Annotated in this window: 13 protein-coding genes; 8 read left to right on the top strand and 5 right to left on the bottom strand. The window is 33.3% G+C overall.

The genetic code is table 11. The annotated features are described in order from the left end of the window. Positions 1 to 142: 142 nt before the first annotated feature. The 3 genes from PHF25_06355 to PHF25_06345 all read right to left on the bottom strand — a co-directional run bounded on the left by PHF25_06355 (position 143) and on the right by PHF25_06345 (position 3,223). On the bottom strand, positions 143 to 604 hold the full coding sequence (locus PHF25_06355) for a DUF2147 domain-containing protein (GenBank protein MDD4527641.1): 462 nt from the start codon (positions 602 to 604) through the stop codon (positions 143 to 145). Between the two features lie 77 nt (positions 605 to 681). Further along, positions 682 to 1,497 (bottom strand): helical backbone metal receptor, encoded by an 816-nt coding sequence (locus tag PHF25_06350; GenBank protein ID MDD4527640.1) that lies wholly within the window; start codon positions 1,495 to 1,497, stop codon positions 682 to 684. Continuing rightward, on the bottom strand, positions 1,475 to 3,223 hold the full coding sequence (locus PHF25_06345; GenBank protein MDD4527639.1) for a TonB-dependent receptor plug domain-containing protein: 1,749 nt from the start codon (positions 3,221 to 3,223) through the stop codon (positions 1,475 to 1,477). The genes PHF25_06350 and PHF25_06345 overlap by 23 nt, the downstream gene beginning before the upstream one ends. A gap of 391 nt (positions 3,224 to 3,614) precedes the next feature. Here PHF25_06345 and PHF25_06340 point away from each other — a divergent pair, with 391 nt between their 5' ends. Genes PHF25_06340 through PHF25_06330 form a run of 3 tightly spaced genes read left to right on the top strand, consistent with a single transcriptional unit; the run spans position 3,615 to position 5,744 of the window. Beyond that, on the top strand, positions 3,615 to 4,190 hold the full coding sequence (locus PHF25_06340) for a pentapeptide repeat-containing protein (protein ID MDD4527638.1): 576 nt from the start codon (positions 3,615 to 3,617) through the stop codon (positions 4,188 to 4,190). Between the two features lie 23 nt (positions 4,191 to 4,213). Further along, complete coding sequence (locus PHF25_06335) at positions 4,214 to 5,167, top strand: aminodeoxychorismate synthase component I (protein MDD4527637.1); 954 nt, start codon at positions 4,214 to 4,216, stop codon at positions 5,165 to 5,167. Continuing rightward, positions 5,139 to 5,744, top strand: coding sequence for an aminotransferase class IV (locus tag PHF25_06330; protein MDD4527636.1), 606 nt, complete (start codon positions 5,139 to 5,141; stop codon positions 5,742 to 5,744). Before PHF25_06335 ends, PHF25_06330 begins: the two co-directional genes overlap by 29 nt. Here PHF25_06330 and PHF25_06325 read toward each other — a convergent pair. Next, on the bottom strand, positions 5,731 to 6,411 hold the full coding sequence (locus PHF25_06325) for a ThiF family adenylyltransferase (GenBank protein MDD4527635.1): 681 nt from the start codon (positions 6,409 to 6,411) through the stop codon (positions 5,731 to 5,733). The two genes, PHF25_06330 and PHF25_06325, sit on opposite strands and share 14 nt — an antisense overlap. Next, positions 6,381 to 7,145 (bottom strand): TatD family hydrolase, encoded by a 765-nt coding sequence (locus tag PHF25_06320; GenBank protein MDD4527634.1) that lies wholly within the window; start codon positions 7,143 to 7,145, stop codon positions 6,381 to 6,383. Before PHF25_06320 ends, PHF25_06325 begins: the two co-directional genes overlap by 31 nt. A gap of 55 nt (positions 7,146 to 7,200) precedes the next feature. On the opposite strand from PHF25_06320, the gene lgt reads away from it, so the two are divergent. From lgt to dnaE, 5 genes are all read left to right on the top strand, one after another. Continuing rightward, positions 7,201 to 8,034 carry a prolipoprotein diacylglyceryl transferase gene (gene lgt / locus PHF25_06315; protein MDD4527633.1) on the top strand — a complete coding sequence of 278 codons (834 nt, stop codon included), beginning with the start codon at positions 7,201 to 7,203 and terminating at the stop codon, positions 8,032 to 8,034. Beyond that, positions 8,012 to 9,589 (top strand): putative glycoside hydrolase, encoded by a 1,578-nt coding sequence (locus tag PHF25_06310; GenBank protein ID MDD4527632.1) that lies wholly within the window; start codon positions 8,012 to 8,014, stop codon positions 9,587 to 9,589. The genes lgt and PHF25_06310 overlap by 23 nt, the downstream gene beginning before the upstream one ends. Positions 9,590 to 9,627: 38 nt before the next feature. Continuing rightward, complete coding sequence (locus tag PHF25_06305) at positions 9,628 to 11,661, top strand: HAMP domain-containing protein (GenBank protein ID MDD4527631.1); 2,034 nt, start codon at positions 9,628 to 9,630, stop codon at positions 11,659 to 11,661. Next, complete coding sequence (locus PHF25_06300; protein ID MDD4527630.1) at positions 11,661 to 12,023, top strand: response regulator; 363 nt, start codon at positions 11,661 to 11,663, stop codon at positions 12,021 to 12,023. The genes PHF25_06305 and PHF25_06300 overlap by 1 nt, the downstream gene beginning before the upstream one ends. Before the next feature lie 25 nt (positions 12,024 to 12,048). Next, the coding region (gene dnaE, locus PHF25_06295; protein MDD4527629.1) for a DNA polymerase III subunit alpha at positions 12,049 to 13,643 on the top strand (1,595 nt) is incomplete at its 3' end.

The raw sequence follows: 13,643 nt of genomic DNA, 5'->3' as shown, positions 1-13,643 counted from the left end.
ATGCCCCATTTAACTCTTTTTATCTAGTCTCCTTTTTATTTCTATTATCTTTTTGAAATATTCCTTGCCCATACTAAGTAGCTTTTTTACCCTTAAATCAGGGATACCATGTTTAGGTATACACACAATCTACAAAAACTATTTAGTTAGCTGATGGTTCCCTTGTCCAATACTGAGATTTGCCTATAAAACCCCAAGCATCTAAGGAACCTCGAAGAAGCAATCTGCCATCTTTTTCAATCACCATAGAAGCAAAGTAAGTATTCCCATCCTCTGGATTATAAATAGCACCATCTACCCATTTATTAGCTTTACCGTCATATTTAAACCCTTTTAAAAACTCAATTCCTATTAGAGGAAAATTTCTTAACGATTCAACTTTGTTTTTATCATCTAATTTTGGTTTAGTTGGATCATTTTTATCCATTGGTTCTTTTAAAAAAATAATATTTCCAAAAAATTTTGCATCTATCTGCTTTATTTCAACTACTGATTTATTACCCTCTGTATACCATTTACCAAGAACAGCCTGACTTCCAGACTCTTGAGCGAAAGCAACTAATGAGATAAACAATAAACATAAAGCAATTAATATTTTTTTCATAAAAACCTCCCTTATTAAACTTGATTCTAAAATAACATTAATCTAAATTGTTTGTATACTTACCTCCAAAAAATAATTTAATTAATAGACAATATGTTTTCTAAAATGTTTAACATTTCTAACATTCTCGGACCAGGTCTTCTCATCGCTAAATCTTTAATAATGTATATTTCGGGATTATAACCATCTCGTTGCAACCAAGAATATTCCTCCAATGTCGCTTCACTGAAAACAAATATTTTATCAGGTCTTAACGACTGCAATGTTTCTTTCGTTATTCTTGGGTAAGGAATTTTCACCTGCAAGACGTTTGTTAAGTTAAACAATTTTAACAACGGCACATAGTAATCATCATTACCCACAACAAACACTGCTTCTACCTTGCCCTGATGAAGTTCTTGGTCGATGACAACCAACACACTTGAGGGGTTACTCTTAGAAAAATTCCTTTTTATCTTAGCCATTTTCTTTTTGATAGCTGAGACTAATTCTTTAGCTTCTTGCTGTTTATCAACATCATTCCCAATACTCTCTATTGCAAATAACACATCGTTCACCGACCTTGTACTGTAGCTCTTGGATTTTAACTTGTGTCTCTTTAAAAACTTCTGGATGTCCTCGTTCCCCTCCATAAATAAAACCAAATCGGGACTTAGCCTTAAAATGGTCTCCTGGTTAACATCATAATATCCGCCTACTTTAGGCAAAGCTATTGCCTCAATTGGATAATCACAATATCGGCTTACCGCAATAACGTCTTCCGTTGCTCCAATTGCAAACAAAGTCTCAGTTAAGCCAGGAGATGTAGAAACAACCTTTAGGGCAAATACTGCACTAAACTGCAAAACCATCAGGGCTGTAAACAAATAATTAGAGAACTGTTTTAAACCCAAAATACCACGCCTTCTTTAATGTATTGTATCCATCAATTTCTTGATAATCTTCTCCAAAAACGTTAATACCTTTAATAAAGACATCGACATTACCAATCTTTTTTAATAAAGCAACATCAACAGTTTGATACGCAGGTAGTGTCACATTCCCGAGGTCCTTTCTGCTCGCTACTTTTGTATAAAAAATACTTAAATCACAAGAAAAAGCATCAAAAAGCAGATCAATTGTTGCTTTCTCTTTGGGACACCTTAGAGACTGTCCTGAATCATTTCTGGAATTAGTATAAACATATTCAGTTGACGCTTTTTTAACAAATGGTAACTCCAATAAATCTAGACCCACAGAATAACCATCAATCAAAGTATCAGAGGTTACATTCATATATTTCCCAGTCTGAGCACCAGGAAAATCAGAAACCCAAGCTAACTTACTCTTAACAGTTGAAGAAAAAATTTGAGTTCGCAAAATTGCGTTATCCAGCCCTTGATAAGATAACCCAACATTAATTATCCCAGACTTTTCTGCATCCAAGTTTGGGTCGCCAGAAGAGCTATCATATTTCTCAAACAAAGTTGGCTGACGATAGCCAGTTGCATAATTTAATTTAACATCATAGTCAGCTATCTTCTTCCACAAAGAAACATTGTAAGTAAAAACTGCGTTGTCATTAGTGTATGTTGTAACCCTTGACCCAACACTATAATTAACTAAAGACTCTACTGACATAATATTGTAAAAAGAAATATCTTCTTGCTCTTTTTCAGCAAACCAAGTTGTCTGAGCTTTCTCTGTTCTTCTAGTAACGCCCCAAACCAAGTCTTTGTTTCTAAACTTTTCATTAAACTTTACATCTAATTCATTCAAATAGCCTTGAAATAAACTAGAACCAGCATCATAACTTCTAAGGATATTAGACCCGCTATAACTAAGACCTAGAGTACTATCTTTATCCAATTCTTGATCAAGTTTAATCCCATACAGCTCATGGTTCACTAACACATGAGAGTTCCATCCATCCAAGTCGGAATCTACTCTATTTTCAGAATAAAAAGTAGAGACATTGGTCTTTTCTCCTAAACGAACTTCAGCATCAAACTCCAATGATTTCTTCTTTTCTAAATCCCTTTCTGTATCAGTATCCACCCAAGAAAGCTGGTTTTGTTTACTCTCACTATAAGACACACCAACCCTATACCAATCACCCAAAAAGCCAGTTTTAACACTATCAGCCCAATATCTATCTCCTGCTAACACAGAAAAAACAGTATCGGTCTTAACTGAAGGCACAAGATTGATAACGCCTGCAACCGCAGAATTACCATAATAAGAAGAAGCAGCTCCTCTAATAATTTCAACCCTCTCGATATTCATCATTGAAAAGGCATCTAAATATGGCGCACCTTGTGTTGCCGATGGGTCAAACAAATCAACCCCTCGATATAAAATTTTTGTTTGATTGGAGGCAAAACCATTCAGAAAAATCGTCTTTACTCCACCTGAGTTAACTGCATTAATACCTGCTACTCTATTTAAAACTGCATGTGGTTCTCTCTCCACCCATGCGTCCAGAACTTCTGAATCAATATAACTATAATTATTATGCTTATCATAATATCCATTTGTGGAATTCGCCTTTACATCTAAGGTAATTGTCTTAAGTTTTACTACATTTTGAGAAAAACTTATATTAACAATAACTAACCCTACCAACAATAATCTTTTCATTTATTTTCTCCTATCTCACCCAGCAAAATAAGCCGAGTTTATTTATATGTTGCCTTGTTTAATAAAAAATTTATTGGGAATGAAAAATAATTGACATAAAACGCCACCTCCACGAGCTTCGATTTTCTTTTGGCATTCCGACTAAACGAAAACCTTCGGCTTTCGAGTGAGAAGTGAGAAGTGAGAAATGAGAAGAAAAAATTCTATTCACTATTCACTATTCACCATTCACTCTCAATTGCAAGCAATTGAGTATCACGGTTGCGGGCCAGTGAGGGCATTAAACCCTTCTTTCCCAAAAGAATATGGTTATTATAGAGTTTATTGGTTCACTTCGACAAGCTCTGTATAAATATTTGTTTAGTTATTTTTAGCATGTATAATACTAAACATGTCTGACGTTTTTGTTTGTGAAAAAAAATATAAAAATTATAATTTCAATAACTCTCCTTTAGCTACTGGTGAATATGAAGATTGTAGCTTCACAAACTGTGATTTCTCAGAAACAAACCTCAGTCAAATAATTTTTACTAACTGTGAATTTAGAGAATGTAATCTCAGCTTGGTTAATCTTACCCAAACTTCTTTCAAAGAAGTTACCTTTCTTAACTGTAAAATGTTGGGACTTAGGTTTAATGACTGTAACCAATTCGACCTTTCCTTCAATTACAAGAATTGCCAACTAAACCATTCCAGTTATTATAAATGTGATTTACAAGGCATCTCTTTTAACAACTGTGTTCTACAGGACGTAGACTTCACAGAAACGAACCTAACTGCTGCTGTTTTCTCTGACTGTGACTTTGCTAATGCTCATTTCGAAAAAACAAATTTAGCTAAAGCAAACTTTTCTACTAGTTATAATTATTCCCTTAACCCCAATATAAATAATATCAAAAAAGCTAAGTTTTCTTTGCCAGCAGTTGTTGGTTTGTTAGCTATGCACGATATTGTTATTGAAGGTTAGTTAGTTTTTATTTCTGGTACTATATGAAAGAAATTATAAATAAACTTGGTGCTTCAGGAACACCTTTCTTATTTATCCTCGACTATGAACTAAAGAACCCTTTGGTTCTTCCCCTTCATGAAATTAATGCCAATAACATTAAGTATAAAATTAATAAAAAACAAAACTATCAGACAAAAAATGTTTGCAACAAAGTAAACATTCATCCCCATACTATTAATAAAGAAACATATAAATTAGCCTTTGATAAAGTCATCCATGAACAACAAATTGGCAACAACTACTTACTTAACCTGACCTTCTCAACTCCAATTTCCACCAACAGCTCACTAGAAGAAATATTTCATCTAGCTAATGCCAAATATAAGCTCTTATATAACGACACTTTTGTCTGTTTTTCGCCTGAAACATTTATCAAAATAATTAATGGTGAAATTTTTTCTTATCCGATGAAAGGGACTATCGACGCATCTTTGCCAAATGCAAAAAAAATACTTCTAAGTAACCACAAAGAAAACCAAGAACATACAACGATTGTTGACCTCATAAGAAACGACCTCAGCCAAGTTGCTACAAATATCTCAGTTACCAAATTTAAATATTTAGATAAGCTAAAAACATCTAACAAGCAACTACTCCAAATGAGTTCTGAAATAAAGGGAACCTTGCCAAAGAATTATCAAAAGATACTTGGAGATATTCTTTACAAACTGCTCCCAGCTGGCTCTATAACTGGGGCTCCTAAAGTAAAGTGCATAGAACTAATAAATAATATTGAATCACATACTAGAGGATACTACACTGGAGTCATGGGTATCTTCGATGGCAACAACCTTGATAGCGCGGTCATGATAAGATTCATTGAAAAACAACAAAATGACTATTACTATAAAAGTGGTGGTGGCATAAGAATTGACAGTGATATGGACAGTGAATTCGAGGAGCTAAATGACAAAATCTACATACCTATTCATTGAAAGTCTCTCAATCCAAGATATGGCGCCTTTGCACCTTAAATGGCATCAAGCTAGAGTAAATAATACCTTTGCCAAATACTTTCCGACACAAAAACCCTTTATATTAAATAATGTTATTACTCCAACAACTAATCTATTACAAAAATGTAGAATCACCTATTCCAATGTCATAGTAACAATAGAATACGAACCCTTTGTTCCAAAAAATATCCAGTCTCTTAAAATAGTTAGAAGTGAACCATTTGATTATGCCTTCAAATTCGCTGATAGGGTTAAGATAAATTCACTAAGAGAGCAACGTGAATCAGCGGATGACATCCTGATTAGTATAAACAAATTTATAACTGACTCTTCTTTCACCAACGTTGTGTTTTATGATGGCCAGCAATACTATACGCCTGAAAACCCACTTTTATCTGGGACAAAAAGAGCTCAATTACTAGAAAAGAAAACAATAAAACCTATCCTTATCAAAGAAACAGATATTCCCAAATTTAAAGAAGTACACCTAATAAACGCACTTGTTGACTTAGGGGATTACGTTATTAAACCAGAAAATATTTCTAAATTTCAGTAATCACCCACATTGCTAACTTTAAGCCAAAGGTAGCAGTTATTGGCATCACGGAACCTTTGTCACTCGAACCAGGCAAGCGTTCCTCTGTTGAATACACCACTGTGATATCTTTAGATGCTCCCAATAAACCTAGTTCTTTTCTTATAATCTTAGCTACAGGACAATATGCCGTTTTATCTAATAATCCATATTTAATTGACTCTATCTCAATTAAATTTGCCGCACCCATGCTACTAATAAATTTAATATTATGTTCTTTTAGATAATGCAATAAAATAACTTTAGCTTTCAAGTCATCTATTGCATCAATGACAACCACTTCTGACTTTAAATGCTTAGAAAAAACCTCATCTATATTGTCAGCATTTAAACAAATATATTCAGTAAAAATATTTATAGCAGGAGATATTTTTAAGCATTCTTCTGCAACAACCTCTACTTTTCTCTTACCAATGGAATTAATGTTAGCGGGCCATTGTCTATTAATATTTGTTATCTCATAAGTATCTTTATCAATTAAGACAATACTCCCTACTCCAGAACGGACAAGAGACTCAACAGCAAAAGAGCCGACACCTCCAACTCCAACTACAATTACAGTTGTTTGTTGCAACTTTTTAAATGCTTCGTTACCAATTAATTGGATAGTTCTTTGAAATTTTTCCATATTGTTTTCACATTCCTTTCAATTTGTTCCACAAGCTCAATTAACGACATACCCAACACCTCTGCGACAGCAGAATAAACCAAATAAATATCAGTCGGATCGGAATAAGTATTTTCCCCATTCATTTGTTTCGTCCTCATATATGGAGCATCGGTTTCTAACAAAAGTCTATCTAAAGATAAAAGTTTGACTAAACGTCTATGTTTTTTGTTATTTTCATTCACTATTGGAAATCCAAAACTAAAATATGAATTAAATTCTTTCATTTTTATAATATCTTGTTCTGAGCCACTAAAAGAATGAAAAATTAAAGCAGGAACTTGAACTTTTTTAAGTATTGAATAAAGATCATCATAGGCTTTACGGCAATGAACAATTACTGGTAAATTCAAGTCTCTAGCAAAGACTAATTGCTTATAAAAAACTTCCTGTTGAATATCCTTCGTAGAAACATAATCGTTATAATAATCCAAACCAATCTCACCGACAGCAATAACAGAACTTTCACAGAGTAGCTTTTTTAAATTATCGAGTTGCTTGTCTTTATCCTTCACAAAAAAAGGATGCAAACCTAAAGAAACATTAAATGGATATTTCTCTGCTATTCTTAAGTTTTCAAGCCAAGACATAGAATTAATACCAGAAGTCAACAAACCTTTGACTTTTGCTTTTGTTATATTATCCAATCTTTGAAGCATGCTGGGCTGATCTAAATGGCAATGAACGTCATACATGCTTATTATTTTATAACATTTTTCAGCATTACGTTAGAAATGATATAATCACAAAATGGAATACTTAATAAATCTTTGGAAATATTTGCCTTTTTATATAAATCCAGTGGCTTTGCAAATAGGTCCCTTGAGCTTCCGTTGGTACAGCATAATGTATCTACTCTCCATCCTTTCGGTCTTTCTACTATATATTCAACATTGTAAAAAAAATAAACTAACCAACAAGCTAAATAATGCTTACGACCTTTTCATTTATAGTTTTATTGGAATAATAGTTGGCGCTAGACTCGGATATGCTCTATTCTATGAATTTTCCACCTTTATAACATCTCCTTTGCTACTTATAAATCCTTTTAGAAATGGCGAATTAGTTGGAATTAGCGGACTTTCTTATCACGGTGGGGCAATTGGCTTGTTCCTAGCACTATTGTTTTATAGCAAAAAATATAAACTAAATTTTTTCAAAATTACCAATATTTTGTCCTTGTATATACCACTTGGATACACTCTCGGGAGAATTGGAAACTTTCTAAATCAAGAACTATATGGAAGAGTAACGACTAGCTTTTTAGGGATGTATTTTCCAGCTGATCCTCAAAAACTGCTCAGATATCCTTCTCAGCTAATAGAAGCTGTATTTGAAGGCTTGTTTATTTTTCTTTTGCTTCATACTATCAACAAATACGTACCTACATTTAAAAAAATCACGACTCCTCTTTACTGTATTTTTTATGGATTAATTAGATTTCTTATAGAATTCATTCGCGAACCTGATGTTTTTCAGAATCTTTTTCTAAATATCTTTACCTATGGACAAATACTATCTATGATAATGATAATATTCGGTATAATACTTATACCAATATATGAAAAACATGAAAATACTTAAAATAATACTTCTCATTACTTTAGCGACATTGTCCTTTGCAAGGTTCAATGAAACTAAATCTATTCCTGCTTTTTACCTTGACGAGGAACTAAGCCTACCTTTATTTATAAAAAACAACATTACCAAAGGATTCTACCCACTAACTGTAAAGTCATACATTAAAGGAGAAATTGACGTCCCTAAAAATTTCATGCCTTATATCCTAATTGAAAAAAAAGACAGTCTAAGCAATATTGCACTGGTTGGAATCTCACAAAATAACCTTAATCTGCCTCCCTATTTATGGGACTATGACCCACTTGAAAAAATTAAAGCGATAAAAATCTCTGACTTAAACCTTGGGGAATGGCAAAAAAAATATATAAAAACTGATATCTATATTAGCGATGGAGACCCATATACAATAATGTGCACAGAAGAAGACAGAAGCAAATTATTTCTCTATGCTCCAACAGAAAACATGAAAATAAAAATTTATTCTGGCATCCCTTTTCTAAGCAAAAGCTATGCTTACCCAACAAAAAAACAAAGACAAAAAGTAAAAAGAATACCACTCAAGGGCTATCATTTAACCTCCGGAGCGATTCCCTCCAAAAAAGAAGCACATATCCATAAAAATTTCGCAGTTAGAAATGGCTTAGACAGTATCGTGCTGGACTTCAAAACATATTTAACGCCAGTACAAAAGAATTATTCTAATTTTGACACTTTCATGAACGAATCTAACGATTATTTATTATCCCAACTTTCTGGGCTTGAAAAAACCATAGAAATCCTCAAGCTCTCTAACGCAAAAGTGTCGCTCAGAGTTGTTGTCGCAACAGACTATTTTATTCAAAAAACCAAACAAAATTTGATGCTTTGGGATAAAAAGAAACTACAACCTTGGACAGACTATTATGGACAACAATGGGTAGACTTATTCGCTGAGGAAGCTGTAGATTATTATAAAAAAATTATTGAGCTTGCAATCGCTGTTGGTGCAGACGACATACAATTAGACTATATTCGTTTTCCTAGTGATGGAGAAACAGAAAACATTCTGGTCAAACACAATAAACTAGGACAAAAAAGATACAAAGCTGTCGATAATTTCCTTAAAGAAATTGTTAAAATTACTGACAGTAAAAACATTTCTTTTTCTACCGATATCTTTGGAATTGTTCTTTGGAATAATCCGCTTACAACCGCAACAATCGGACAGCATACACTAACTTTTATGAGATATTCTGACGTTATTTGTCCAATGCTCTATCCCTCACACTTTCATGCGGGCTTTGATGGAATTGAAAAACCTGGAGAAAACCCATACCTCTTTATGGACAAAGGTTGTAAGAAATTCTTAACTTTCTACGCCGCTAACGACCAATACTATGTAAAAGTAGTTCCCTGGATACAAGCATTTAAATATATGTCGCCTAATTATAACGAAAAATACATTCAAGACCAAATCAAGGCTTGCTTAGACAACAAAATGGATGGAATCTTTGCTTGGAATGCTAGTAACGATTATTCTGTGTTTTTTAACTCTTTAAAATCGGGAATATTGGAATAGCTATTTATCAACGCAACTTTTTCATATAAAATAAAAATATGATTTCTTTTTCTTTTAACTTAGCAATGGTTTTTAGTGGGTTTATCTTATTCCTACTATTTTACTTTGGTCTGTTGTTGATAAAAAACTTCAACAATTTTACAATACTAGACGAGGTCTCTGAAGATAATCCAATAATATTTTTTAAACAAAAACTAGCAATATTCCTACTATCGCTTGCTCCAATTTTTGTCTTAGATTCTCTGATTCGACTAATGTCATCTACAAATATCCTGCCTTGGAATGTCTATCCCTTTCAAGGAATACTAGCTTTTGCTTATATTATTTCCATGTTCTCTCTAATTAATTTTGCTTTATTTAACAATGGAGTTACAAAAAAAATCTTCTATAGTTTCCTTATCGTGGCAACACCTTTGAGTTATTTCTGGATTAAAACCAATATATTGGATGGATTTTTCCCTGTTATCTCAAATTATTTCTTGGTTTTTGTTTTAAAAGCTATCTGGGTAGTCATCGGTTTGGTTGTGCTTGTCGTTATCTTTAATAAAAGAAAGCAAATCACTGAACATGAAGTTGTGAACATGTATATGCTTTCTACTACCAAGTATCTACTTTACTTCTTTTTAGGAAACATAATTGCTCTTGGTACAACAACAATGCTAATGGATTACTATTTCGTGTTTTCTTCTGCCATCTCATTTGGTTCACTTTTCTTTGTCTTTGTAATGCTAACCTCTGACGCAAATAGTCTAGATTATTATGAAAAACCTTATAAAATCATTAAACAAAAAATTGTAACAAGAATGATGATCTCGATTACAATCTTAATCGTTGTATCGCTTGAACTAGTTAACTATGCCACGATTTTTATTATCCAAAATGAACTAAAATACACAAAAAGCCAATTCTTCATCTCGATTATTAATGACGTAAACAAAGAATTCTATCAAACATATGATGAAGTTTATGCTTCTTTCTCTACTTATTTCAAAAAATATGACTCATCCCAACAGCTTTATTATATTGGAATAACTCTTTTTAATGATATGCAACATGTGAAAGACTTAGAAAAAGTATTGCTACTAAGCAAAGACAGCATCCCCTTGCTGGAGGTCACCAAAGAACATGTAAACTTCAATTACACTTCGCCGGAAAACATAACAATATACAGACCATATGTGGAAGCAGCAGCTAGGGAAGGTGTTAGGTTTTCCTTTAATCAACCTAACAACTTAATGGAAATCACTAAAGTTATAAAAGATCAAAATGATGAAATCATCTATTATGTTATAAGTTTCTTTAAACCCATTGGGTTGTTTACTAAAATTAACCAACACACCTTTAGCCCTGATGGGGAAATACTTATACTTAACAATAAATACGAAAAACTTTACTCTACAGAAACCTCAGAAAGCCTTAAAAGCGAATTACATAAAGGCAACTTCTTTGAAATATTTGGCAAGAATGAACTTACTGGGCTAAATATACTTGTTAGACAGCCTGAAAAATTTGCGTTTTCTGGAATTCAAAAAGCTCAATATAACTCGTTTTTCTTTACTATTATTGCCATTATCGTATTTTTGATTATTGCCTTTGCCTATATGAAAACAATAGAAGCCCCCATCAAAAGGCTTCAAAAAGGTGCGAAAGCTGTGGGAGATGGTGACTTAAGCTATGAAATAATAATTAAAGAAAAAAATGAATTCTTTGAACTAGCCACTGCATTTAATAAAATGGTGGGTGATTTAAAAAATATGCAACAAGAGCAAATCAAACAAGAACAAATACTCTCTGTCAGTAGAATGGGAGTTGCTCTAAACCATGAAATAAACAATCCAGTTGCAACAATCACAATGGGCGCTCAACTTTCCAACAAAATGCTCAAGAATCTAGAAAAAGAATGCACAGGGAAATTAAAATCACAACTAGACACGATTCAAAAAACAAATGAACAAATAATCACCGAATCAAAAAGAATATCAAAAATCTTAAAAGACATTCAAGAAATAACTAACCCAATTATAGAAGACTATGTTGATGGCACCAAAATGGTAAGGGTAAAATTCGATTAATGACTAAAACTCTTTTAATTGTTGATGATGAATCCTCTATCCGTTGGATAATCAAAGTTGCCTTTGAACAAGACAATATCAGGATTGTTGAAGCAGCCAATGGCGAAGAAGGCGTTGCTGCGGCTCTGCAAATATCCCCAGATTTAATTATCATGGATTACAAACTTCCAGGAATCAATGGATGGGAAGCCACTAAAAAAATCAAAGCCTCATTACCCAACTCAATTATCATTGGACATACTGGTTATGCTAATGAAGAGAACAAAAAACAAGGGTTTGAATCAGGTTGCACAGAAATACTTCATAAACCTGTAGACCTAGAAGAGTGGGAAGAAGTTATCTCTAAATATTTATCGAAATAGTTAAAGTTACGCTATAATACCTTACATGACTTTCGTACATTTACATGTTCACAGTGAATATAGTCTTCTTGACGGTGCTATTAAAATAAAAGACATGGTGCAAAGAGTTAAAGAACTTGGCATGCCCGGGATTGCTTTAACAGACCATGGCAACATGCATGGAACAATTGAATTTTATCAAGCAGCTAAAAAAGCAGGCATAAAACCGATCATCGGCTGCGAACTATATTTATCTAGAAGAACCAGACATGACAAAGACCCACAACTTGATAAAAGCTCCAATCACCTCACCTTATTAGCAAAAAATAATGCAGGATATAAAAACCTTCTTAAGTTAGTGTCTTTAGCTTATATGGAAGGACTGTATTACAAACCAAGAATTGATTGGGAACTACTAGCAAAATATTCTGAAGGTATAATTTGTTTGAGTGGTTGTATGGCTGGAGTACTCTGCGAAAATATTCTGCAAAACAATGGACAAGAAGCAGAGTCAGAAGCAATAAAACTTAAAAATATTTTTGGAGACGATTTTTATCTTGAAATTCAAGACCACAATATACCAGAACAGCAAACCATTAATGCTCATCTGCTCAAAATGTCGTCCAATCTAAACATTCCACTAATAGCAACAAATGACTCTCATTATATCAATAAAGAAGATGCCAAATTACAAGATGCTTTACTTGCCATACAAACTGGAAAAACCCTCGATGATAAAGATAGAATGCAGTTTTCAACTCAAGAATTTTACTTAAAAACAGCCGAGGAAATGTCGAAATTATTCGCCTACGCACCTAGTTCAATTTCTAACTCTTTAGAAATACTCGACAAGTGCAATTTGGAGATTGAGCTAGACAGGCAAATTCTTCCCCAATTTATAGTACCGGATGGATTTACCGAAGCTTCCTTTCTCAAAAAACTCGCTTGGGAGGGATTGAATCAAAGATACAAAACAATTAACGAAAAAATACAACAAAGATTCGATTACGAAATGGAAGTTATTAATAATATGGGCTTTGCTGCTTATTTTCTTATTGTCAGTGACTTCATTTCTTATGCTAAAAAAAACGAAATACCCGTTGGCCCAGGCAGAGGAAGTGCTGCAGGAAGTATTATTGCTTACTCTTTGGGCATAACCAATATTAATCCCTTGCAATTTGATTTACTTTTTGAAAGGTTTTTAAACCCCGAAAGAATCAGTATGCCTGATATCGATATAGATTTTTGTATAGATAATAGATACAAAGTAATTGAATATACTAAGCAAAAATACGGAAATGACCATGTTGCCCAAATCACCACCTTTGGGAGAATGGCCGCCAGGTTAGCCATAAGAGACGTAGGAAGAGTTCTGGGCGTTCCGCTCTCAGACATTGATAAAGTAACAAAACTTATACCAAGCATTGGTTCTAGCATAGGAAAAGCCTTAGAAGAAAATAAAGAACTAAGACAAATATATGATTCACGAGCAGACATCAAAGAAGTAATCGATATGGCGATGAAACTTGAAGGCATTGCTCGACATACAGGAATACATGCGGCAGGAATTGTTATCTCCAAAGATCCCTTAATGGAGGATGTTCCCTTAATTGAAAAAGACGGACAACTAGTAACAATGTT

It is taken from the genome of Candidatus Margulisiibacteriota bacterium (genome assembly GCA_028706105.1).
Classification (GTDB): Bacteria; Margulisbacteria; Riflemargulisbacteria; order GWF2-35-9; family DYQY01; genus DYQY01.
The sequence above is the reverse complement of the archived record's forward strand: the minus strand, read 5'-3'. Positions and strand labels throughout refer to the sequence as shown.